Source organism: Parabacteroides caecihominis (assembly GCF_023656785.1).
Lineage (GTDB): Bacteria > Bacteroidota > Bacteroidia > Bacteroidales > Tannerellaceae > Parabacteroides > Parabacteroides segnis.
The window spans coordinates 120,498-145,746 of sequence record NZ_JAMOKS010000019.1 but is presented as its reverse complement, the minus strand read 5'-3'; the positions used below and the strand labels follow the sequence as shown (position 1 = coordinate 145,746).

Sequence of the window (25,249 nt, the reverse complement as noted above, 5' to 3'; positions counted from 1 at the left end):
TTATAATTCAAAAAAAGAAAAAGGAAAATCTCACAGAGTGATAATGAATAATATAAGTAATAAGTTAATACACATCTGTTTTGCCTTAGTGCGCCATCAGACTATGTATCAATATACTTATAACTTGTATAATTCATTGCTCGGGGAACGCCTTAGCGGCAAGGGGCGCGAGCACGCGTCCCGACGAGCGAAAAAATTGTTGGAATGGATTCTTTTTTAGTGGATTATTTGGAAGTTATTATATATTACAGAATTGTCCCCAACATTATTTCTTTAACCGCGGATTTTATTACATTTGTCGAATGATCTCCCGTCAGGGAGAGAGCGGAGCTGACTGGAAGTATAGCTTGCTTCCGGTATATGGCATCTACCTGTTGAACTTTAGTCTGCCTGAATTTCAGAGTTGGCGCACCGATGTGGTGCTGGCCAATGAGGCGACAGGTAAAACTTTTGGCGAGGTCAAACTGAAACAGATTTATCTGTCGTTCGACCTGTTCAATCTAAGAGAAGAGGAATGTAAAACACCTCTGGAGAATATGGTTTATATATTGAAGAATATGAATTTATTTGATATGTCTCCGTTTAAGGAGAAAAACGATGCTTTCAAACGCCTGCTCGACGTAGCAAACCTGAATGTAATGACTCCTCACGAACGGGCAGTTTACGATGAGAACCTGAAGATTTACCGTGACTGGCGCAATACGCTGGAATATGCGGTAGAGGAAGCAGAGGTGAAAGGACTGAAAAAAGGCAAGCTTGAAGGGATAGCTGAAGGAAAAGCTGAAGGGATAGCCGAAGGACAACGTCAAATAGCTGCCAATTTTAAAAATCAGGGAGTTAATATTGAGACAATTGCTCAGTGCACCGGCCTGTCTGTTGAAGAGATAAACGGATTGTAATCTATTCACATGATATTGAATCAGCAAAGTCCCGAATCATCGGAGTGCTTTGCTGATTTGTTGTATCAGGGTTCTGTCTGGTTTGAATGTTTCATCAAATGTACTGTCATACTATCATATTTTTGTGTAATGTGCAAATAATCAGAATGTTACTCTATGATAGTTCCCGTTTTTAACTATCATAATACTGTCATAAAACCATCATTTGGACTATATTTTAACTAAGCAACATTGTTTAGAACCTAAAAAAGGCTTTATAAATAGAATATAATTGCACTTATATATCGTTTTTCCTACTATATGTTTTGCCAAAACATATAGACTAATCTCACAGGAATACATACTTTTTGTTCTCAAGATGCCCTTTTCAGGCTGTTTTACACCCGGATGTTGACTGTGCTCAGACCCGGGTCTCAACATTGTCGACACCCGGGTCTCGAACAACATAAGTAACTACTTCCCTGATAATAAGTCATATACTTTAGTAAAATAAGAAGCATATATTGGGTTTCAGGATAAGACTATGATAGTTGCATGATAGGTAAATGATAGTTGAAAACAGGAACTATCATAGAATAACATATTGATTATATGTATATTATATAAATATATGATAGTATGATAGTTCTTTTATCCCTATGATAGTTATGAAAAACGCTCTCCATCTTTTTGATGGCTGTGTTCATAAGCATCCGAGTCGAACCGGTCCATATCCGGATCGCTTACAAGATATTGGGAGAGGTCTGAATAGCCGTTCTTATCCAGTATCCGGTGTTTCTCCAACTGGAATTTGAGTTGTTCCAGGCCGAGTATTCCAAATCCATGAATGTCCAGCAGGGAATCGAGGCCGGTTGTTTCCATATAGCGTAACAGATCTTCCATTGTTTCTATATGTAGTTCTTCGAGCACTTTACGGATATAGGGAGAGAGGGTTAGGTCTGTAAGCGGTTTATAAAGACGGCGGGCTGCATCCAAAGGGACATGGATCAATGATTGGGAGATAGTAAACTGCAAACCCGCTTTAAGTCCCTTTTTATACAACCGGTTTAGCTCATATTCTAAATTTCTGTTTTCAAGTTCCAGGCGTTCTATCTCTAGTTCCTGATTGGTTATTGTCTTCTGATATTCAAGCATAAAACGGGTGTCTGATTCCAGGTGGGATACGATGGTTTTATACCGCTGACACATACCGTCGTACGTCATTCCGCAACGCTCGGCAACGTCCTGTATCTTTGCGCCTCCCGTTATTTCGTCGAATATATAGCGTGCTTTTTTGTCTTCTATAAAGGAGGATAGTTCGGCAATTATTACTTTAAGCAGGGGAGAGATCGTGGTGGCAGTGCGCAGGCTGAAAAGATAGTCGTCGTAGCGGGCGATGATTTCGTTGGCCTCTTCCTCTTTGTCCTGAATGATCAGTTGCAGATAGAGTTTTTGTATTCCCAGATGTTCGATACAGGAAATGAAGCGATTCAAGTTTCCGACATCGACTAAGGGTTCACCGCCTTTAAACGAATAAGAGTTTATCTTTCTGGAATCGGCCCATTTTCGAATTTCTTCTGCCGGGAAACCGGTCAGCTTGTTCAATAGTAATACGTGCAGCCATACTAGTAGGGTTATAAATAAAACATATTTGTCCTTAAAATATGCGGGTGCTGGATGGCGTTATAAGAGTAGAGTGGTCCTTTCATAAAAAAAAGAAAGGGCGGCAGACTGAACTTTTACTTTACGGAGGCTCGGCTAAGGGCCCAGTACCAATAAAAGTCAGCCGCACGCCCCCCTTTATCTATACACAACAATAATCCATGCTACACAGCAGCATAGATAACACGTATATCCGGTAAAGGGTTGCGGGGCCTTCTTTGTGCATTGGTACTTAAGAAAATTTAGCCGATTTCCATAACCACACAAATATCACACGCAACATAAGGCTTTCAAATCAAAAGCCTTTTCAGTTGCAAATATACATATTAATAATATTTCAACCTATGATAATCCATCTCTTATTTTATTTATCATTACTCAAATATACTGTCGTAACCTGCCTTGATCATTATATATGTACATAAAAATGTGATTTCTCCATTTTCAAGCGATTTTTTTATGGAAGATATAATGAAACCTGTAACCTTTTCTAAGAAGCTGCGTCAAACTTATAAACGAATTAGTAAAAACATTTAATACTTACTGCTATGATGGATTTTATAATGGTTCCGCTGATCGTCGGAATAGTTTGTGCCGGTATTTACGGCTTGTTTGAATTGTTTGTACGTAAAAAAGAACGTTTGGCTATTATTGAGAAGATCGGGGATAAACTGGAGCCTTCCGCTTTCGATGTGAAGATCGGTTTACCTCGTCTGGCTACTAATTTCTCTTTTAGTTCTTTGAAAACCGGGTGTTTGCTGGCAGGAATCGGATTGGGGTTGCTGGTCGGATTTATTATCTCTGTGTTTCTTGCAGACTCTAGTCTTGATAATTGGTGGCGGCGTGAATTGATCAGTACGGTATATGGTGCATCAGTATTGTTGTTTGGAGGAATCGGACTGATTCTAGCTTTTGTTATTGAATTGAAGTTATCGAAAGAAAAAGATAAGAATAAATAATTCGGGGAGTTGTGTGTTAGATAAGGGTGGGGGTATACTTCCATCCTTATTTTTTTGTTTATTGTGGCATATTACTTACTTTTGATAAATTATTAATCCTTTGATTTGACTGATTATGAAAATGAAACTATTACTTTTTCTGATGATTTGCCTCAGTGTCGCTTGTACAAAGCAAAGCCGCGTTATTGATTATCCGGTTATTGATAATAAAAATACAACAACCATGGAAGTCTACCGGGTGGAGCTGACAGATACGGCAACGATTCTCTATGCAGAAATGTACAACCGTCCGAATTATTGGGTTCGCCTCTCTTCGGGTGCCTATCTGGAAGGTGTTACTTCGGGAAAGAAATACAAATTACTGAAATCGTCCGATTTTGAACTGGATAAGGAGGTTTATATGCCCGAATCCGGCAATTCTCCGGCTACGTTATTCTTTGAGCCGGTAGATGAGAATGAAGAAGCCATCAGTTTCATCGAAGGATCGGAAAAAGGTGATTTCCATATCGAAGGCATACATTTGAAAAAGCAGCCTGCTCAACCCGGTACTTTTGAATGTGTACTGGAAGGAGAAGTAATAGACCGCCCTGAAAGTTCCCGCCTGACATTGATACGTGCCGGGAAAGATATGCGTACTACCCCGTTTATTTCTATCCCTGTCAGGGATGGTAAATTCAGTTATACGTTGACTGCGGATGAAAACGAAACCTACGAACTGGTTTTCTGGGAAGAGCACTTGAACGGTTCCTGGCGTCCGACCTATTTTATCTCCGAGAAAGGGACTTTACATTTCACTCTTTACCCGATGGAACATCGTCCGCATAGTGTCTTACAAACGGAATCCGCTTTGAATAAAGAAGAAATCCGTATGCAGGAGGAAATGGAGAAATTGTATCCTGTGAACCAATTGGAAAAGGACAGGGATGCCCTGGATCAGGAGGAACGCTATTATTCAAAAGAAATGTATGATTTAAAGAAACGTATATCTGCTGCGAAAACGGACGAAGAACGGAGAACGCTTTATCCGGAATATGACCGTTTGAACAAAGCCGGAAAAGAATTCTCAGAAGAAGGCATTGCGCTGAATAAGAAGTATAAAGAATATTTTGAGGGCATTCGGCAATGGAAACTCGATTATATGCAAAAAGAACCGACATTGAACGGCTTATGTATTTTGAAACAGATGCTTGACCGCGCTATTATGATGGCCCGCTATAGTCCGGGTGAGGAAGATGTTTCCGTCTATCAGGATATATTTGAAAACAAGTATAAAGAAAAATTCTCTTCCCATCCTTATATCACGGATATGGAGCGTATCATTGCGAGTTTGAATGTAAAGGTTGGAGGTTCTTACATTGACTTTTCCGCCCCGGACCTTGAAGGAAATATGGTAAAACTTTCGGATCAGATAAAAGGAAAAGTAGCTTTAATCGACTTATGGGCTTCCTGGTGCGGACCGTGCCGCCGTTTGTCATCCAGCATGATCCCTATTTATGAAGCATTTAAAGACAAAGGATTCACCGTAGTCGGCATTGCCCGTGAAAATAATAACACGGATGCCATGAAAAAGGCAATCGAACAGGACAAATACCCCTGGTTGAACTTAGTCGAACTGAACGATAAAGGAAATATCTGGGAAATGTACGGTGCCGGTAACAGTGGCGGCTGCACCTATCTGGTAGATAAGGATGGAAAGATCCTCGCAATCCATCCTTCGGCAGAAGAGGTGACTAAGATTTTGACGGAGATGTTACCTTGATCATAATGCGGACTTCTTTTTCCGGATGGGAAATGATTGACAGATCATGCTTGTTCGGGAAAAGAAGTTCTAATTTATCATAGATGCTTTGTAATCCATATCCGGGAATGAAGCCTGGCTTGAAAGGGGCTCCGGAATCTTTTACTGAGATAATGAGCCGGTTGTTGTCTTTTCTAATGACAATCCGTATAAGAATAGAATTCAAATCTACATTCCAACCATGCTTGATGCTGTTTTCTACAAGTGGCTGAAGCAACATTCTGGGAATAAGTTCTTTTTCACATTCCGTATCGCATTCTATTTTATAATCTAGTTGGTTCCCGAAACGTATTTTCTCTATATCCAGATACGTGTTTATCATTTCGATCTCTTCTGAAACACAGATTAAATATGTCTGCTCCTTATTGATGCTGTATCTGAAAAAACGAGAGAGGGCCAAAGCCATTTGTCTGGTTTTTTCTCCATCGACGAGGGCGAGTCCGGCAATCGTATTGAGAGAATTGTATAAGAAATGAGGATTTATTTTGGCATGAAGAGCTTCCAGTTGAGCATGGATCAGCTCTTTCTCCAGGATAGTTTCTTTTATCTTACGTTGTTTCTTTTCTTCCGCTTTTTCCAGTAGGTAAGTATAGAAGTACCAAGAAGCAATTAATATAATGGAAAAGATCACAGTTGTTTCCAGCATCTCATCAAAATGACCGGGAATAAAGCTATAACTTCCATCTGGAAATCTTTCTGTTATGACTTTTGTGATTTGATAATTTCCGGCTAAGGCAACAATGGTTAATGTACCCATGAGTAAACCTCCGGTAAGTAAAGTTTCAAGAATTATCCTCCATTCTTTATTGAGTCGGTATAGTTGGTCTGCAATAAGATGAAAAAGAATGTAAGAGAAAAAGAGTGAAATGACTAGTTTTATGCTAATAGGGTCATTGTATTTTTCCAGGCATATCACCTGGCCTCCTAATAAAATCAGTATAAAACTGAGTCTGTTAAGCCATTTGTTGGAGATGACTTTTTTGAGAATGAAAGATAGAAAGGGATAAATGATAATAGCAGTTGTTATTATAAATATCATTCCTTCTACATAGTAACTCATTGTATGTCCGTTATTCATTGCTTACTTGTTTTAATTGTTCAACGACTTTTTCCAGATTATCGGGGGCGGCAGCTTTTTCTATCGCTATTTTTCCATCTTTTCCAATGATTATAAATTGTGGAATGGCTAACATCCCTTTATTTCCCAGTGATGCATAGAGAGACTTGGCCAATGTGATTCCTGCCTGTAGGTGGTATCCCTCCAGTTTATAATAATGAACCATCTTCTCCCATTTTCCCCGGTTTTCCGGACGGTCCAGTGAAATATATAAATAGATAATGTCCATATCTTTAGTCGCATTTTTTAATGCCTCACTATATGCAAACATTTTCTGGCAAGGACCGCACCAAGTTCCCCATAAATCGATATAGACGATTTTCCCTATGAAAGGATGTACGGCTTCTTCCAGGTTTTTTAGTATGGTATCTGTGGGAAGAATGGTTATATTGTTGGAAGTTTCCGGTATATGATGAAATTGTCTGATTTTCTCTATTTCAGGAGATAATATGCCGATGAATTTGCTTTGTGGAAACTCGGAACAGAACTGATCGTAAAGGGAAGGTATGTCTTCACTGAAATCACGTTGAAAAAGATCGTTATATATCAAACTGGCCCAGGCATATTCCAGGTATTTCCCTGTTCTCTTCTTTTTATATTCATTCAAAAGAAATGTATTGATCTTGTCCCTGTCTATATCCTGTGGGGAATGTTTTTCAATAATGAAGTAATTAATGGTTGCGTTCATATATAGCATTCGTTCATATTCCGAATAACAAAGGTTTGCTTCTTCTTGGAAGTCAAACGAAAGTTGTTTTTTTATCTCTTTAAGCCATTCGTCGGTTATTTTTCGATTGTTGTAGAGGTTCAATATCTTTTTATAAAACAAATGTGTGAACATGCAATTTATAATATGACTCTGATTATGAATAAAATCGGAAGATACGTTTTGACCTTTAAGGAAAGTTATTAATTCGGCCTGTTTGTTATTGACAATCTGTGTAAATTCTTTCAGTGAATCGACCGCGTGAAGTTCATGATGCTTGGAATAGGAAATACTGTGGCAATACTCTTCTGTTTTTTGTATTTCTTGCAAGCATTGATTATAAATGGTATTGGTCCCGGAAAAGAAGGGTTGGTTATTTCGGATCCGGATTGTATCGTGGCTGTCTTTTGTCAGATAGACACGAAAAGATAAACGATCTTCTGTCAGAAGATTGAGGACTACTGGTTGTTGTACGGGTAAACTGACATGGAAGATTCCATCAGGTTCTGCCTGTTTCGTTTGAAATAATGTATAAAAAGGAAGATGTTCGCTATCTGAAAATTGATAGCTGATTTCTTTGTTTTCCTTTTCCGGAATGATGATGAGAGTTGCCTGTTGTCCTTTTAGTTGGCAGAAAAACAGAAGGCAGAATAAAATGTAATAAAGTCTTTTCATTGTTTCATTCATTTAATTAATAGTAAGGCAAATCTAGCAGGTTAGAAGATGTTCTGAAAGTGAAATTCTTTGAACCTGAAAAAATGAAAGGCAAACCTGTATTATCGGACTGTAACTATAAATCGAGCTCTTCCCGGATCACTGTTATATAGCTGGTTCCGGTGGTTATATGGGTGTGGGGTTTATCACTCATAACCAGAATGAGCCGATTATTGAAATATTTATGTATCTCTTCTATCTTCTCTTTATTAACGATATATGACTTTTGGACACGTAGGAACGAGCTCGGAAGACGTTCTTCCAATTGACTCAGGTTGAGGTCGGATAAATACTCTTTACCTTCGTCTGTAAACAAAGAAACGTAACCGTCTGCCGATTTACAAAATGTAATATCGGAACAGCGGACCAATATGATTTTAGATTGAACATGAATAGGAATGGCGCTTGCTTTCTTTTGGTTTTTTTGAAATTGGGCGAACAGCTGATTTAATTCTGTATAATTGATAGCTGGCGATTTCAGGTTTAATCGCTTTAGTTTATGGATACATTGTTCGAAACGTTTTTCTTCTATAGGCTTTAACAGATAGTCGATCGAATTTTCATTAAAAGCCTGAATAGCATATTGATCATAAGCGGTGGAAAAGATAACGTAGGGTTGAGAAGAAAGTTGTTCCAGCACCTCGAAGCCATTCATATCCGGCATTCTGATATCCAGAAAGAGAAGTTCCGGTTTTAGTTTCTCACATAACGAAATAGCTTCTTTGCCGGAAAAGGCTTCTCCCGCAATTTGAATTGTATCTGCATGATTTTTGAGTAACTCTTTCAATGCGTAATGTGCGGCCGGTTCATCGTCAATCAATAGAGTGGTAAAAGGCATATCAGGAGGATTAGGTAATTGAACTATTCCCGGGATATACTCACCGGGAATAGTTGATATTTTATAAATAAATCTCTCCGAAAAACTCCGGACGGTGGAAGTCGGGGCTTGGGAGGTCTATCGGGTTCCAGCTGACAAAGTGGGGATATTCCGTATCGTCTGCACATTTGTAGAAATTGCCCAGGATTTTTTCCGGCAGGTTTTCCGGATCGAGTCCCATGAGCCTGAAGGGGATAGATACGACCAATTCCCAGGAGAATACGCCTGTCTTTTCTGAAAAAGGTTTGTTCTCTATGGATGAATACCGACGGATAGAAGTGTATTCATCGGTGTTTAGTGATCTTTTTATATCACGCGACTGGCGGCGGGCAGCATCACAAGTCCCGATACAATTGAACTCGAAATTCATGTAGTTGTGATCATCGACCGTTTTCATGAAAAACTCGACACAACTATCTGTATAAACCGGGGAACCGTCTGAGCTGTGAACAGCCTTTAAAGAATTCCCTTTTACGAAATAACGGATATAAAGATTTTCATCCGTTCGCGCAATATCGAAAGCGACAATTGGTTTATAAGGGTATTCTTCCCAATTGATGACATCGATATACTCTCGCTGGGCTTTGTTTTCCAAGAGAAAACCGACTGATGATAAATCCAGCACATCCAGCGTTACTAAATAAGGTACTTTAAGCTTCTTCATGTTAATTATAGATTTGGAGCAACGGCAAATGGAAATATGAGGTGAGGAGCACCGATAATACTCCTACAATAGCCAATACAATGATGACTGTCCCTACAATCCGATTCAACAACCATATTCCCCGTACATTAAACCACTTTTTTAATTTCGCAACTATATATGTGATGCCGAACCACCAAAGGACGGCACCGATTCCTATGCAAACTATTCCTCCCACCAACATCCAGACTGAATGATCCGGTAACACAAATCCAAAACGTGCAAACAGTCCGATATATAGCAGCACGATTAATACGTTGCTAAAGGTAAGAAGAAAAGCTGTAATAAAGTCCTGTGTGAATGATAACTTTTTTTCACGTTGCTTTTTTAAGTTTTTTACAGGATTGGATTGGTATATGTAGTAACCGAAAAGACCGAGAACGATACTGCCCATTAGTTGGAGCGGCGCCTGGTTGGCTTCCACGAAATTGACGACAACTCCCATTCCCAGGCAGGTCAGTGCCGCATAGATGACATCCGATAAGGCTGCTCCCAAGCCGGTAACGAAACCGTGCCAACGTCCTTTGTTCAATGTTCTTTGTATACACAGCATACCGATCGGACCCATAGGGGCTGATACAAGTACGCCTATCACAATTCCTTTACTAATAAGTCCCAGCATTATCCTTTTATTTTCTGCCAAATTGCCACAAAGATAATGCCTATTCCCTGATAAAAAAAGGTAAAAACATAAAAATGGCCCGGAACTTTCGCTTCGGACCATTGATTTATAGTCTAAATAGATAAAATCAGATTATTTCGGTTTGACAGTGTTGTTGCGCACGCCTTTCAGAATTTCCTGTAACTGATAAACGACTTCCGGACGTTTTTCGGCGAGGTTTTCCTGTTCGCCTACCTGTGTCATATCGTACAGTTGAGGAGTTTTGGAATAACCGGTCTCGATCTTCGGTCCCCAGGGTACCATTTTCGGTCCGTTACTGGTTTCAATGTATTTCCAGTCTTTTGTGCGGACAGACAACGTATGGTCGGATGCTTGTTCGATCACCCAGGGACGGTCGGCATTGTCTGTTCCCAGCAAGGTCCCCAGATAATTGTAACTGTCGGGGGCTGCTCCTTTGGGAAGGACGGAACCGGTCAATGCTGCCAGTGAAGCGAACCAGTCAACCTGTGACATTAATGCGTCCGATACTTGGCCTTTTTTTATTTCTTTCGGCCAGCTTGCAATAGCAGGAATACGGGTTCCGGCCTCAAATGCACTGTATTTACCGCCGCGTAACGGACCGCCCGGCTTATGATCGCCCAGCAGTTCTTCTGCCTGATCTGCATAACCGTCATCCACAACAGGACCGTTATCGCTGGAAAGGATGATCAAGGTGTTTTCTCTCAGTCCCAGCCTGTCGAGTTCGTCGAGGATTTGTCCGACACTCCAGTCAAACTGCACGATAGCGTCGCCTCTCAGTCCCATCGGGTTTTTGCCTCTGAAACGGTCGTGCGGGAAGCGGGGAACATGTACGTCGTTTGTTGCGAAATACATGAAGAAGGGTTTATCCTTGTTTGCTTTGATGAAATCGAGGGCATGTGTCGTGATGGAATCTGCCAGGTTTTCATCTTTCCATAAAGCCTTGCCGCCGCCTTTCATATAGCCGATACGTCCGATACCGTTTACGATAGCCATATCGTGACCGTGGCTGTGCTTCAGGTTATACAGAAGTTCCGGGTGATCTTTTCCTAAAGGTTCGCCTTCGAAAGGTTTCTGATAACTTACTTCGATAGGAGCGGACGGGTCGTAGTTGGCTACTTTACCGTTTTCGATGAATACACAAGGGACGCGGTCGGCCGTAGCTGCCATGATATAGGAATAGTCGAATCCCAGATCGCCTAAAGCGGTAGGCAGCGGAGCGTTCCAGTCTTGTTCTCCTCCTTTGTCTCCCAGGCCCAGATGCCATTTACCCAGGGCAGCTGTTGTATAGCCTGCGTTTTTGAACATATCGGCAATGGTATAGCGTTCCGGGCGGATAATCATTCCGGCATTACCGGCAGCTATGTCCGTACCGGGTCTGCGCCAGGCATATTCTCCGGTAAGCAGGGAATAACGGGATGGGGTACTGGTGGCTGCTGTTGCATGTGTGTTGGTAAAACGGATACCGCTGTTTGCCAGTTTGTTTACATTTGGCGTTTGTACGCGTGTTGCACCGTAGCATTCCAGGTCACCATAACCGAGGTCGTCGGCGTAGATAAAAATGACATTCGGGGTCTTTGCCTCTTTCGCTTTTTGGGCATGAGAGGTGGAAGGGGAGAATAAGAAAGCTCCCAGTCCGAGACCGATCAATACGTTTGATTTCATAATATTTAAAGTATATATAAGTTTATGATATTTTTGTTTAGGAACTAAAGGTCTGCATTTTTTCTATATCCGCCTTGCTGAACGCTGTATTTTTAACGGATATTGTCTACTTTTTCAAGATTGCAGATAGAATTTCCTGTTGTATCTTAGGATGCTTAATCCTGGGGTCGTTGTATTGTTCTCCATATTCTTTCAAGTCAGCAGCTAACCGGGAAACGATTTCCTTGTAGGCCGGGTCCTGATAGCAGTTGATTAGTTCATCCGGATCTTTTTTCAGGTCGGTGAGCCAGGGAACATCAGATACATATTCGGAATAGGTCAGTTTGTATTCCGGAGTTACTGCTGATATCCACTTCGTTCGCATCGCTGTAGCCGATTCATCCCAATCGCTTTTTATTTTAGGAGTAACTGCTCGCATAAAGACAATGTCTTTGTATTTTTCCGGTAGTTTCTCTCCTTTCCATAGAAGCGATAAATCACGGCCATCATACTGTGCAGTAGGTTGTATATTGCAGAAGCTCAGCAGAGAAGGAGTGAAATCGGTTACAGACATGACATTCTCTACCCTGATCCCCTGACGCATACCGGTCGGGTAGCTGATGATAAACGGCACCCGCGCGGAATCGTCAAGCGGAACGCCTTTATTGATCAGTCCGTGCTGGCGGCACATGTCTCCGTGATCGGAGGTGAAGATAATGATTGTATTGTCTAGGATACCGGCACCTTTCAACGCATCCAGGATGCGCCCTACATTATCGTCGATACATTTAATCATTCCGAAATATTGAGCCATATCCTCGGGTTGGTCTGCTTTCAGGTTATTTCCGTGTGACCAGGCGGGGCGTCCTGTCGTATCCGCCAGCGCTGTTACCGGTTCTTTAAATCTGATCCGGCTATACATGGTGTCATATGGTGGCCTAACCAGATTGGCACTATGCGGGTCCGGGAAGCAGAGCATGCAGCAGAACGGTCCTTCCTTATGTCGGTTGATGAACTCAATAGCCTGTGTGGTGAAATAGTCGGTAGGGAATGTCTGTTCGTCCGTGCTTTTCACATCTGCATCCGTTCTGAATGTCGGTCCTTCGGCTGTTTCTTCTATTTTTTTCCAGTGACCGCGGTTATACATATAACGGTTGTCTGAAAAACCGAAGTCACGCCCGGGATGCCATTCGGGGCGTCCTTTGCCATTGATATGTAATTTACCGATATATCCGGTAGCATAACCGTTCTGACGCAGTGATTCTCCGAATGTTACAGCTGCATCAGACAGTACCATGTCGTTTGTCCATACCCCGTTATTCTGCGGATAAAGTCCGCTCATGAAAGAGGCCCGGCTGGGGGAACTGACCGGAGACGTTGCATAACATCGCGTAAATAATACCCCCTGATGTGCCAGGCGATCGATATGGGGTGTTTCAACGACAGCTTCTTTTCCCCAGGGGAAAGCTTGCTCATTTTGCAGGCATTCCCGGTAACATCCCAGTGTACGGAAATTGTGTTCGTCGGTATGGATGATAACAATATTGGGTTGTTGTGTTTGGGAGAAACTTCCGGAAACGATAGCAGATAATAAGGATGCAGGTAAGATTACTTTATTTATTTTATGTTTCATGATATCGTTGTTCAGGTAATGTTTAATCAAAAGCAGAAATAAAAACAGAGATACCGAAAGTATTATAAGCAACCGATATCTCTGTTGTGTTATTAAACCGACTATCTTAAATTGGGATTGATATTCTTTTCAGATAGTGGAATAGGCCAACGTTCTTGTCCGGTTTTGAAATTACGTTTGTCTACATACCAACGATTATACGGATCAGGCTGTCCATCTTTCTTTTTCATTAGTTCCTGATTCGAAATATAGAATGGCGATCCGTAAATATCCAGATTCAGACGTTCTTCAGCAATCCCCCAGCGGTATAGATCCCAAAGGCGAAGTCCTTCAAAAGCAAATTCTATCATACGTTCTTTTTGTATGATTTTACGTAATTTATCCGGATTGGTTTCTGTTATGCCAGGCATGCCTACTCGTCCTCGTACTGCATTTATCGTCTGATCCAAAAGAGTTTGTGTGATCGGTGTGCCAGCTTCCATCTCTGCTTCCAGATACATCATCAGTACATCTGCATAGCGTGCAAGAGGAACATTGTTACCATATTGGGTTACATCGCCATTCCAGCTTTCATCAAAATATTTGCGCATAAGAAAACCTGTCTGGGTTGTCTGTCCCGGACCGATTTTATCAGCGGCGGTTGTTTCCGGGTTACAGTTGTAGACGGTTCCCCTGAAGGTTGCTCCGTCATAATAGATTGTATAGTCCAGACGTGGATCCCTGTTTTCTCCGAAATTATTTTTATTGAAACGTGGGTCATCATAACTGAATGGCGTTCCATCCAGAAAATCATAAGCCTCGAATAACGTACTGGAAGCATTTACCAAACACCATCCTCCGTCTTTTATCGGATAGGCATGCTGAGGTAAGCCATGTCCTGCCAGGTCATCTACAAACTGTGTTGCGTAAATATGTTCAGAACTGTTGATCGCCCCTGGGTAGAATAGTTTCTGATAATCAGCGTCTAATTTATTGTCTCCCCAATCGATGATCTTTTTACATGCAGCGGCTGCTTCTTTGTAATTTTTGGCGACCAGATGTGTACGGGCCAGATAAACCAGTGCCGCCTGTGCTGTTGCACGTCCTCGTTCTGAAGCCGGAAGATCCTTGTGGTGCGGAAGAATATCAGCAATTTCGGTTAATTCGTCTATTGCATATTGAAGCACTTCTGCACGAGGAGATTTGGTCACTGTATTAGCCTCTTCCAGGGTTAATACTGTTTTGATCAGCGGAACATCATAATAATAGGATGCCAGATAAAAATACTGTACCGCACGGATGAAACGGGCTTCTGCTTTCATCCGTTCCATTTCCGGATTATCGGATCCGAGCTTGTCGATTCCTTCAATAAACCGGGCACAGGCACTGATGCGCCGGTAAGGTTTCTGATACAGGTCATTTACCCATCCGTTACTTTCATCTATTTGCCCGGATGTCAGTTTCCCCAGATTGTTGTTGAATCCTCGGCGGTCGTATCCTATGTCACTGACTCCGTCTATTAATATTTTTGCGCTATATGCCCACCAATCGGAAGCGCCGTAGTCCACTCCATAGGTGATACCGCCACGGTATAAACCGATGAGGGCAAGTTTTGTATTTTCTTCTTTGTCGAAGAATGTATCTTCGCTGAAGTTTGTCAGCGGATAACGGTCCAGTTCACAGGATGCTAAAGTCGCAAGAGCAACAAAGGCCATTATTGATTTCTTTATAATTGATTTCATGCTTTTTAGAATTTAAGATTCAAACCAAATGTGTAGTTCGTTAATACCGGATAGAAACGGTCGTCGGCATTGATTTCCGGGTCCCAGCCTTCCGGATAACTGTGGAATGTGAACGGGTTTTCCGTTGCTGCATAGAAGCGGACATTCTGGATAAAAGTATTCTTTAGAATAGACTTTGGTAAAGTATATCCTAATTGAATATTTTTTACACGCAGGTAAGAGGCGTTACGTATCCAGAAATCAGATTCTTGTGTATTGACACCGGTTGCATTTCCCAGATTTGCCAGACGCGGATATTTCGGGTAACGTGTAGGATTCTCCGGATCGAATGCTTCTTCCATTTGCCATTTCTGTATGTTTCCTTCGCTCCATAAAGCCCAGCCGGAAAAACCGCTGAGTTTGCCATTGACACCCGATACTCCCTGTAGGAAAATATTCAGGTCGAAACCTTTGTAAGCAGCGTTCAGAGAAAGACCGAATGTGTATTTCGGAATTTTTGATCCCAGGTAAACACGGTCGTAAGTGGCGTCTACTTTTCCGTCGGGTACGCCATCCGGTCCTGAAATATCTTGATATCTGATATCTCCCGGTTTGGTGTTGGCTTTGTTGGCTCCCATTGCTGACTGGTCAGTGTGGGCAAAGTAGTCGTCGATATCCTGTTGATTCAAAAATACACCGTCTGTTTTATATCCGTAGTACATGTCGATCGGGTAGCCGATGAAAAGATTAGAACCGTTACCAACCATTCCGTTTGCTTGTTCCACATTCCCCAATCCGAGTGTTTCTACTTTATTTTTGATGATGGAAAAGTTTCCATTGATGCTGTAACTGAATTCACCGATGGTATTTCTGTGCCCAACTTCAAATTCCCAACCGCGGTTTGACGCTTCTCCGGTATTTACTTCGCTCATTTGTAATCCAAAAGCGGAAGAGGCACTGGCGTTGGGTTTAAACAGGATGTCATACGTATATCTATAGAAGTAAGAGATATTGGCTGTCAGTAAACCGTTCCAGAGTACGGATTCGAAACCACCGTCTATAGTACGGGTTGTTTCCCATTTCAGTCGCGGATCTGTATATGTTTTCAGGGCTGCTCCCTGTTGGATGGATCCTCCCAGCGGATAGTTAAAATCGTTACCTAATTCATACACTGACTGGTAAGCATAATTACCTATGTTATTATTACCTAAGATACCGGCAGATGCTTTCAGTTTCAGGTTATTGATAAAACTTAATTTTTCGTTTTCTTTAAAGAAGCTCTCTTCAGAAATTCTCCAACCGATAGCGGCGGAAGGGAAGAAAGCATAACGTGAGCTGGATGGGAAACGTGATGAACCGTCGTAACGCATGGTTACTTCACCCAGATAGCGTTCTGCATAATTGTACTGTGCACGTCCGAAGAATGATTGGATGACCCAGTCGTAACCGCCGCCTGCATTTGTCTGGTTATCGGGTGAACCGACTGTCAGATAGGGATATTCGTTACTCGGAAGATTGTCGCGACGGCCTTCCAAGTCGCGTGCAGATTCTTCTTCCCATGAGTAACCGGCCAAAATACCTATATTATGTACATTGTTAAATGTCTTTGAGTAATCGACTGTTGCCTGGAATGATTTATAATTTGTATTGGTATTCTTTTCTTTTAAGTAAGAAGGACCTAATACTTTTGTAGCGCCGTTAATGGTAACCGGTAGGGAGGCACGGAATTTTTTATCTTGTGCATTCGTGAAATTATAGGCACCGATTGCAGAGAGGGTAAGTCCTTCGATCGGTTTGTAATCGAGACGTACGTTAGAGTTGATACGCAGTGTCGGTTTTTCTTGGAACGATTCGGATGCTAACCAGGCTTTGGGGGTTCCGAAGTTTTTTACGCCCGGTCCCCATGTCCCATCACTTAATACCGAAGGGCGGAATCCAGGGAAGCGTAATCCCTGGCTGATCAATGACATCATTCCATAATCGCCGTCAATAGCTCCGGCCGTTCCCGGTTCTTTCGTTTTAGCATTGTCACCTCTCAGGCGGATTGTCAGTTTCAATTTATCCGATAAATTGGAAGTCAGGTTGACACGTGCCGTATAGCGTGAGTAATTGTTGCCCGGCACAATCCCATTCTGATTTAAATAACCGAAAGAGGCAAAATATTGGCTCCGGTCGTTACCACCGTTTAAAGATAAATCGTGCCCGGTCTGTAGTCCGTTACCTGAAAAGATATCATCGACGAACTTCTCATTAGCCCATAGATCCGGCTGGCTGCCTGTGCGCATCGCCTGAATTTCTTCATCCGTGAAACGTGTAATACCATCTGCCTGATTTAATAAACGTGCATAATCCCAGCTGTCTACATATTTAGGCAATGCAGTGGCCCGGTTGAATCCGACATAACCGTTGTAAGATACGGATACTTTGGACTCTTTACCCATTTTGGTCGTTACCAATACAACTCCATTGGCTGCACGAGACCCGTAGATGGCTGCTGTGGATGCATCTTTTAATATGGAGATACTCTCGATATCATTAGGGTTGATATCTGTCATATTTCCGGGTATTCCGTCGATCAATATTAGCGCATTAGCTTTATCTGCGTTATTGTCACTACTGAAAGATCCTACACCGCGTACACGAATTGTTCCTGTATTTTCTCCTGGGCGCCCTCCTGGCTGCGTGATCGTAACTCCCGGCATCTGACCGGTCAGGGCAGATACAACTGAAGATGTTGCCCTGTTTTCAAGTTGTTTGGAATCGACAGAAGCGATTGAACCAATTACATTTACTTTTTTGGCAGTACCATATCCTACGACAACAACTTCGTCAAGAGCTTGTGAATCCTCGACTAATTGTATGGTATAGTTTGTTTTTTCATCTACGGGAATATCTTTTGACAAGTATCCGATATAAGAAATCTGCAAAGTACTGCCTTTAGGAACCTCCAGAGAAAATTTACCGTCCAGGTCTGTAATTGTACCATTTGTTGTCCCTTGTTCAACAACATTCGCCCCGATAACGGGTTGTCCGGTAGCATCTGTTATGATACCATTGACTTTTTTGTTTTCCTGTTGTTTTTGTTGTTGTTTCTTTTCCGGAACAATTATGATATGTTTTCCTTCAAGACGATAGGAGAATCCACTATCTTTGAGCAACTCTGTTATAACAGAGGACAGGATTTTATCATTAAAATCCTGATTGATAACTTTATTGATATTTAATTTCGTCTGATTATAAGCGATACTGAGGCCCGTTTGTTTTTCAATTTCTTCGAATACGCTTAACAATGTTTTATTTTTGGCTGCTATTGATATTCGCTGGCTTTGTCCCCAGGCTATGTTTATCGTGAATAAACTTAATAATGTAAATATTAATAATTTACGTAATTTTAAGAGCGAGTGTGTGCTCTTATGGTAGTTTAATTTCATACTTTTGTACATTAAATCAATGATTACTAAATTTAAGATCTCTATGTTTTTTAATGGGTTATTGATTTCGGGGGTCCGGAAAAGGTGTCGCAATTTTCTCCGGTCCCTTTTTCTTTTTATTTTACTCCTTTCTTATTAAGTGAATAAATGGTGATTGTGTTGCCGTCTATCTCATAAGCCAATCCGCTGACAGTCATTGTAAGAACTTTCATGATCGTGTTTATGTCGGCATGTTGACGGAATTTTATAGTGTATAAATCCGAAGTAAACAGACGCGGATTTATAACAAAGTCAACAACATATTTTCGTTGAATTGTAGCCAGTATTTCTTTGAGCGGTTGGTTGATAAAGTTGAGCTCTCCCTTCGTCCAGCCTGAGTAGTTTGCTGCATTGATTTTCCGCTTTTCGAATACACCGGTTTTACAATTGTATTCCAGTTGTTCGTTAGGGGACAGGAAGAAGGAGTCTTCACCTCCTGCTATTTTATCCACTTTGACAGCCCCGTTTTCCAGTGTTGTCGTGATTTTATCACTTTCGGAATAGGCTTGCACGTTGAATTTTGTGCCCAGAGCTTGAACTTTCAGATAACTTGTGCTGACGATAAAAGGATGTTCCTTATCTTTTTTTACGGTGAAGTTGGCCTCTCCCGTCAGATAGAGTGTGCGGGTATCTCCTTTGAATTTTTTAGGATAGATCAGAATACTTCCGGAGTTGATGTTTACTGTGGAACCGTCGGGTAGGATTACTTCCTGGTTTTCTCCTTCCGGAACGAAACATTGTATCAATTCGGGATTATATGTGTTCTGTTTGATATACAGATAGGAACCGGCTATTGATAGCAAAGGAATGATCAATATCGCAGCGATTCGCAATAATTTATGAACAAGGTTATATTGCTTGGACGGAGATTGATTTTGTCTGATCTTTCTCTGTGTTGTTTTCAGCGAATGATAAGTCTCAGCATTTGCTCCTGTCGGATATTCGTTCCATATGGAAAGAAGAGCCTCTTCTTTTTCTTTCTGATTGGAAGGGTGAACCAGCCATTGCCATACCTTGGTCCGGAGTGCCGGATCAAATGTATGGTTGACCAGATTATATAGTATTTTAGATGCTTTTGACATGCGTATATATTTCCTGTTTTGTATATATGATACGTGAGGCAGGAAGTACACACAGTCAAAAATGAACTTTTTTTTAAAAAAATGCAAGAATAAAGAACCCGATTATTTTTCGGATGTCAGCCAGTGCCAGCGTCAGGTGATTTTCGACTGTCCGTTTACTGATAGACATGCGTGCTGCAATCTCATCATTGGATAATCCGTCCACACGGCTCATCCGGTAGATTTGTTTTCGTTGGGGAGGCATCTTTTCAACAGCGACAGAAATAAGAAATTCCAGTTCTTTGGCATATAGCTCTTCTTCTATGCTGTCGTTGTCTGTGGAGGTAAATGAAGCATTGTCGGTTTGTTGTTCCTGATAGTCCCTGAATAACAGGGAACGTTCGATATGTCGGAATACCGTATTTTTGGCAATGCGATACAGGTAGGCGTTCAGATTCTCGATCTCTTTCAATCTATCCCTGTTCTGCCACATGGATACGAATATATCCTGGGAAATATCTTCCGCTTCTTCCTCGTTTTGCAGGATGCCGCTTATGAATCCTTTAATACGTGGAAAATAATGCAGGAACAATGACTCGAATGCCTGTTCATCGCCCCTGCTGACTGCCTCTATGTATCCTTTTTCGGTGGCAAAATCCATTAATAGGTAGATTTGTTGTCTCTTTATGTGGATACAAAGATAAAGATCGTTTGCCATTAAAAAGAAAAAAAAGTATAAAACTACTATCTTTTGAGTTTAGAATGCAAACTTCGGGTTTTCCGGCGGTGTACTGGAGTCTGACATTAATTGATTGAATTTCTCAACAATATCCGGGTGTTTGTCTGCTACATCGTGTAATTCCTGAATGTCGTTTTCCAGGTCATACAGTTCCATTCTCGTATTTCCTTTACGGATATCTGTAATGATCCCTTTCCAGTTCCCCATGCGGATCGCTTTGTTCCCTATTTGTAGGTCAGGATATTCCCAGTAAAGATATGCATGTTGTTTTTGTTTTCTTTTTTCTCCGAGTAGTGTCGGCAGGAAACTGATTCCATCGGTTGGAGGACATTCGATGGAAACGATATCTGCCAGTGTCGGCATTACATCCTGGAATGCACAGATATGGTCGGATTCCGTTCCCGCTTTGATCCGACTTGGCCAGGAGACGATAGCCGGTATGCGTATCCCTCCTTCGTGGACGAAACATTTTCCCCATCCGTATTCCGATTTGAATAATCCACCGCTGTTGAACCAGGGGGAATCACTGCCACCGTTGAACGTCGGTCCGTTGTCCGAAGTGAAAATGATCAGGGTATTTTCATACAATCCTTCCTGTTTCAATTTCTCGACTAGTTTTCCGACCTGCTCGTCAAAGTAACTGATCATCGCTGCATAGGTAGCATGCGGATACCGGCATGGCATATACCCTTTGTTGCCGGTATAGGGCTCTTCATCTCCGAACTTATCGACATAATAGTTGACCCAGCGTTCCGGAGCCTGTAAGGATACATGGGGAAGAGGCGTTGTCCAAAGCAGGAAGAACGGGTGTTCCTTATTCTGGTCGACAAAATGAATCATTTCGTCGAAGATGAGGTCGTTGGCATATTCATTCTGGGTAAATTTCCGGTAACTGGCTTCATCGTACGGATCCGCTCCTTCATCCAGTTTGGTCAGATGGGGGTCCCGTACTTTGTTATCGAGATATACGCGTTGATCGTTTTTCCATAAGAACGGAGGGTAATAGGTATGTGCCTGCCTCTGGCAGTTATATCCGTAAAACTGGTCGAAACCCTGTTTGCCGGGGACTCCTTCCGAACCGGGATAACCCAATCCCCATTTTCCGAAACAACCGGTCGTATATCCGGCATTCTGCATCATCCGGCCGATTGTCATGGTACCGGCTTTCAAAGGATATTGGCCTTCCAGTTTCGGATGGACGTACATCGAATCGTGGCTGTTGATCGCTCCCCGCGAGGCTATTTCATCATTTGCCCTGATCTGTGCGTGTCCGGAATGTAATCCGGTCAATAGTACACACCGGGCCGGAGCGGAAACGGGCGATCCGGTATAATGTTGGGTCAGTTTGATCCCGTTGTTTCTCAGGCGGTCGATATTCGGGGTTTCTATTTTTTGCTGGCCGTAGCATTGCAGGTCGCCATAGCCCATATCGTCCATCAGTATATATATAATGTTAGGTTTGCTCTTTTCTTTCTGGCAGGAAGACAGACCAGCAATACAGAAAAACCCTACTAATAAATTCGTTTTTTTCATGTTCTTACTATTTTAATTAGTCCCAACTGAAATCGTCGGTTACTTCGCTTTTTAATCCTGGTCCGAACATATATCCTTGTTTTTCAAACCATTCTTTTTTGTCTTTTACCTTTTGGTAAAACTGTTCGAAACTCTCCGGTTCGCTCCGGCTCCACATTTGTTCGGCGATAGCCAGAATGCGGGGAAACAACCTTCGGTCGATCATATCCTCCGTTACCCCGTAATCGGTCCAGAGGGCACAACTCATTCCCAACAGGAGAGGTGAATCTTCTTTTCTATAAGACGGATTGGCGGTATATACATCTTTGATATTGAATGTACGCGCCGCCTCATATCCTTTCCAGGGAGTGACGGGGAAATTCAGGTAGGTATAATAATTGGTTCCGCAGATAACGGGAAGATTTCTTTTGAGCGCTTCCTTGAATGCCGTGTCTTTATGCCCCCGCCAGTTCCACCAGTGAATCACTGTGTTGTCCGGTAACGGATAACCATCCTGATAAACGACATCTCCCCAAAAGATTGCTTTTCTTCCTTTGCTTTTCAGATAGTTGGCCATCTGTGCTGAGAACCAGAGCTGAAGATCGTGGCTGTCTTTCAAACCGTGTTCTTTGATACATTGCCCGCAGTCAGGACATGTATCCCAGTTCCTTTTGGGTGCTTCATCACCTCCCAGATGAATATATTCGGAGGGGAACAGTTCGCAGACTTCATCGAGGACATTCTTCAAAAAGTCCAGCGTATGTGTTTTGCCGGCACAGAAGATATTTTGTGTAAAGCCGTTTTCGGGGACCTGTATAGTGTCGCCGAAGCAACCTAGTTCCGGGTAAGCGACCAGAGCGGCTTCCGCATGTCCCGGCATATCGATTTCCGGGATAACCGTGATACAACGTTCGGCGGCATATCTGACAATCTCTTTGATCTCTTTCTGTGAATAGAAACCCTGTTGTTCCGGGCCTTTGCCGACAAAAGCGCCAACTTCGGTAAGGCGCGGGTATTGTTTGATTTCAATACGCCATCCGAGGCCCTCCGTCAGGTGCCAGTGGAAATAGTTCATTTTTAGCAGGGCTGCCATGTCGATATATTTCTTTATTGTCGTGACTTTCTGATATTGGCGCCCGGAGTCGAGCAGGAAACTTCTGAAACCGACACGCGGCCTGTCTTCTATTTTCAGGCAGGGAATGATCCATGTCCCGTTCTGATCGGAGGCCAATTGCTTTAATGTCTGCCGGGCATAAAAGAAACCCGCATCGCCGGATGCTTCTATTTCAATGCCGTTTTTTGTTATCTGTAGCCGGTATGCTTCGGAAGGTAATGCCGTATTCGTAGTCAGGCGGATGTCGGCCTGTAGTTTTTTTGTACGAAATTCTCCGTTACCTTGCACGATTGTTTCCGGTGTAGGGATCACCGTTTGTGCTGCCAGAAAGAAAGAAGAAAGCAAGAGAATAATAATACTTACATATTTCATGATATATAGGAGCTAAAATAAAGAAGATGCATCAAAAGTTCGTTTTGTCATGGAGGACAAGTCTCGATTTTTGATACATCCTCTTTGTTTGTGATTAATTAAACTATTCCCAACCCGGATTCTGTTTGATATTCGGATTTAATACCATCTGATTCAATGGTATCGGGTAAAGATAATAATAATCCGGCCATAATTTATTCGGATCCGGATGAAATTCCAGATAACCTTCGTCCGTGCCTCCGTCGATGGTCACAGCCGTACCTGCCGGGAAGTCTGATTTCCGGACATATTGCCCGAGTTTTTTCTTCATGGCATAATGACACTTCTTCCATCTTCTGAGGTCGTCGAAACGGAAATTCTCTGAAAACAGTTCGATACGTCTTTCCCTGCGTACTTCCCATAAGAGAGGAGACACGGCATAATCGCTGGCATATCTCGAATCACCCAAATCCCGCATTGGATCAAAACTTTCATTGATCTGTGATACAATCATCGAAGGTACATTTACCCGTGAACGTATTTTATTGATAGTCATGTCTGCAACGGACTGGCTGAATTCTCCCAGTTCAACCATTGCCTCGGCATAATTCAACATCACTTCTTCTACCCTGAATATCGGCATGTCGGTCTCTTCATTCCGTTGAGAACCCATGCTCAGGTAAGTATTGAAATACTTCCAGTTGTTATAACCGAATGCCGATTTGTACCAGGGTTGCCCGTTCAGGAAGAAATCGTAATGAGGATTTTCTCCCAGTATGCCGCCGTCGTATCCTTGTCTGAAAGGTAGTGTTTTCTGGCGTTCGGCCGGAACGATCAGATTAATGCTGTCAATGAAACTACGGTCTTTCGGATTGTCCGTAAACTTCCATTTGTTATCCCAGGCCGTTGTCGATTCCGAACGGTCGACTACATAAGGCGGAGTAACGTGCAGCCATAAACGATGGTCCCTATTGCTGAATTCATCGTACATGTCTTTGTCGCCCAGGAACATCTGGCTTGTCCAGCGCGGTTTGCCGTCCGAACATAAATAGTTGTCCACCATGTCGCGGGTTACATTATAGAATGACTGAGCCGTGGTTCCTCCGATGCTGGTGGCATGTACCACATTGGCATCGTTGGCATACGCTTTGTAAAGGATGATTCCCGTCATACCGTTTAATGACAATGAATTGAACAGGTCGTCGTAGTTGTTGTGCACATTCGGATATACCTTCAACACCTCTTCGGACGCCCGCTTACATTCCCGGAGGAATTTATCTGCTTCCTGCAATCCGTGATACTTTCTCCATGTCCCTTCGAACAGGCAGAAGCGGGAAAGCAATGTCTGCACTACCACACGGCTGATCGTGTTGGCTCCATCGCCGTTTGGGTTTATATTTTGTTCGGCATATTGGAGGTCTTCCAGAATATGGTTGGCAATCACGTCTCTCGAATCTCTTTCTCCGAAAATAATGTCCGTTTCATCGTCTGCCAGTACATGGTCTACCCAGGGGACGCCGCCGTAAGCGGAGAGCAAAGTCATATAGCGGTAAGAACGGAAGAAATAGCCGACACTGCGCCAATGGTTTCTTTCTGTCTCACTCATATCCGAAGTCTCTATATGGTCGAGCATCAGATTCGTCCGGCGGATAAAGCTATATTGCGCCCAGGGCGTATCGGTCGTATTGGAAGGAGGAACAACGATTCCCCTGATCCAATTAGTCTCTCCCGAACCGCGTGTCGAGTTGTAAGAGATATTGTCCGTATTGGTTTCCCCATAGCCGAGTGCCGGAAATGTTTCGTATAACCCCCATGCATATGTCTTGAAATTATCATACGTCTTGAATACGGTTTCTGCCGTAGGATTTCCCAGCGGATACCTTTCCAGGAAGTCGTTGTTCATGCAACCTGAGAATCCGAAGATAACGAGTAATCCGAATAATATTTTGAATGTTTTCATACTTGTACTGT

At 42.4% G+C, this 25,249-nt stretch carries 17 protein-coding genes and 1 pseudogene; 3 read left to right on the top strand and 15 right to left on the bottom strand.

What is annotated here, in order from left to right:
- Nucleotides 1-230 precede the first annotated feature (230 nt).
- Nucleotides 231-899, top strand: a pseudogene (locus NBH14_RS17115) (PD-(D/E)XK nuclease family transposase); the annotation flags it as partial.
- 645 nt (nucleotides 900-1,544) lie between these two features.
- On the opposite strand, the gene NBH14_RS17110 reads toward NBH14_RS17115, so the two are convergent.
- Complete coding sequence (locus NBH14_RS17110; RefSeq protein WP_250817673.1) at nucleotides 1,545-2,483, bottom strand: transcriptional regulator; 939 nt, start codon at nucleotides 2,481-2,483, stop codon at nucleotides 1,545-1,547.
- A 605-nt stretch (nucleotides 2,484-3,088) separates the two neighbouring features.
- Here NBH14_RS17110 and NBH14_RS17105 point away from each other — a divergent pair.
- Both NBH14_RS17105 and NBH14_RS17100 read left to right on the top strand, forming a co-directional pair.
- The gene (locus NBH14_RS17105; RefSeq protein WP_186960267.1) at nucleotides 3,089-3,499 is read left to right on the top strand and encodes a DUF6249 domain-containing protein; all 411 of its coding nucleotides are present in this window, start codon (nucleotides 3,089-3,091) and stop codon (nucleotides 3,497-3,499) included.
- Nucleotides 3,500-3,620: 121 nt separating this feature from the next.
- Nucleotides 3,621-5,258, top strand: coding sequence for a peroxiredoxin family protein (locus NBH14_RS17100; RefSeq protein WP_250817672.1), 1,638 nt, complete (start codon nucleotides 3,621-3,623; stop codon nucleotides 5,256-5,258).
- On the opposite strand, the gene NBH14_RS17095 is transcribed toward NBH14_RS17100, so the two are convergent.
- The 14 genes from NBH14_RS17095 to NBH14_RS17030 all read right to left on the bottom strand — a co-directional run bounded on the left by NBH14_RS17095 (nucleotide 5,230) and on the right by NBH14_RS17030 (nucleotide 25,238).
- Nucleotides 5,230-6,375, bottom strand: a complete 1,146-nt coding sequence (locus tag NBH14_RS17095) for a sensor histidine kinase (RefSeq protein WP_186960266.1) — start codon at nucleotides 6,373-6,375, stop codon at nucleotides 5,230-5,232. The two genes, NBH14_RS17100 and NBH14_RS17095, sit on opposite strands and share 29 nt — an antisense overlap.
- Entirely contained in the window at nucleotides 6,368-7,795 is a 1,428-nt protein-coding gene (locus tag NBH14_RS17090) for a TlpA family protein disulfide reductase (RefSeq protein ID WP_186960265.1), read from the bottom strand. The genes NBH14_RS17095 and NBH14_RS17090 overlap by 8 nt, the downstream gene beginning before the upstream one ends.
- Before the next feature lie 115 nt (nucleotides 7,796-7,910).
- Nucleotides 7,911-8,672: a LytR/AlgR family response regulator transcription factor gene (locus NBH14_RS17085; RefSeq protein WP_128135079.1), complete on the bottom strand. Its 762-nt coding sequence runs from the start codon at nucleotides 8,670-8,672 to the stop codon at nucleotides 7,911-7,913.
- A 61-nt stretch (nucleotides 8,673-8,733) separates the two neighbouring features.
- Nucleotides 8,734-9,375: a carbohydrate-binding family 9-like protein gene (locus tag NBH14_RS17080; RefSeq protein ID WP_010800704.1), complete on the bottom strand. Its 642-nt coding sequence runs from the start codon at nucleotides 9,373-9,375 to the stop codon at nucleotides 8,734-8,736.
- Nucleotide 9,376: 1 nt separating this feature from the next.
- Nucleotides 9,377-10,036, bottom strand: coding sequence for a LysE family translocator (locus NBH14_RS17075; protein ID WP_128135078.1), 660 nt, complete (start codon nucleotides 10,034-10,036; stop codon nucleotides 9,377-9,379).
- 132 nt (nucleotides 10,037-10,168) lie between these two features.
- Nucleotides 10,169-11,719, bottom strand: coding sequence for a sulfatase family protein (locus tag NBH14_RS17070; protein WP_186960264.1), 1,551 nt, complete (start codon nucleotides 11,717-11,719; stop codon nucleotides 10,169-10,171).
- A gap of 106 nt (nucleotides 11,720-11,825) precedes the next feature.
- Nucleotides 11,826-13,331 (bottom strand): sulfatase-like hydrolase/transferase, encoded by a 1,506-nt coding sequence (locus NBH14_RS17065; RefSeq protein WP_186960263.1) that lies wholly within the window; start codon nucleotides 13,329-13,331, stop codon nucleotides 11,826-11,828.
- A gap of 101 nt (nucleotides 13,332-13,432) precedes the next feature.
- The gene (locus tag NBH14_RS17060) at nucleotides 13,433-15,052 is read right to left on the bottom strand and encodes a RagB/SusD family nutrient uptake outer membrane protein (protein WP_250817671.1); all 1,620 of its coding nucleotides are present in this window, start codon (nucleotides 15,050-15,052) and stop codon (nucleotides 13,433-13,435) included.
- A 5-nt stretch (nucleotides 15,053-15,057) separates the two neighbouring features.
- Nucleotides 15,058-18,462: a TonB-dependent receptor gene (locus NBH14_RS17055; RefSeq protein ID WP_250817670.1), complete on the bottom strand. Its 3,405-nt coding sequence runs from the start codon at nucleotides 18,460-18,462 to the stop codon at nucleotides 15,058-15,060.
- A 116-nt stretch (nucleotides 18,463-18,578) separates the two neighbouring features.
- Nucleotides 18,579-19,583 carry a FecR family protein gene (locus NBH14_RS17050; RefSeq protein WP_186960261.1) on the bottom strand — a complete coding sequence of 335 codons (1,005 nt, stop codon included), beginning with the start codon at nucleotides 19,581-19,583 and terminating at the stop codon, nucleotides 18,579-18,581.
- A gap of 73 nt (nucleotides 19,584-19,656) precedes the next feature.
- Complete coding sequence (locus NBH14_RS17045) at nucleotides 19,657-20,223, bottom strand: RNA polymerase sigma-70 factor (RefSeq protein ID WP_186960260.1); 567 nt, start codon at nucleotides 20,221-20,223, stop codon at nucleotides 19,657-19,659.
- Nucleotides 20,224-20,319: 96 nt separating this feature from the next.
- Nucleotides 20,320-21,834, bottom strand: a complete 1,515-nt coding sequence (locus NBH14_RS17040) for an arylsulfatase (protein ID WP_186960259.1) — start codon at nucleotides 21,832-21,834, stop codon at nucleotides 20,320-20,322.
- A 16-nt stretch (nucleotides 21,835-21,850) separates the two neighbouring features.
- Nucleotides 21,851-23,299 (bottom strand): beta-N-acetylhexosaminidase, encoded by a 1,449-nt coding sequence (locus NBH14_RS17035; protein ID WP_186960258.1) that lies wholly within the window; start codon nucleotides 23,297-23,299, stop codon nucleotides 21,851-21,853.
- Nucleotides 23,300-23,402: 103 nt separating this feature from the next.
- Nucleotides 23,403-25,238, bottom strand: a complete 1,836-nt coding sequence (locus tag NBH14_RS17030; RefSeq protein WP_186960257.1) for a RagB/SusD family nutrient uptake outer membrane protein — start codon at nucleotides 25,236-25,238, stop codon at nucleotides 23,403-23,405.
- Between the last annotated feature and the right edge of the window lie 11 nt (nucleotides 25,239-25,249).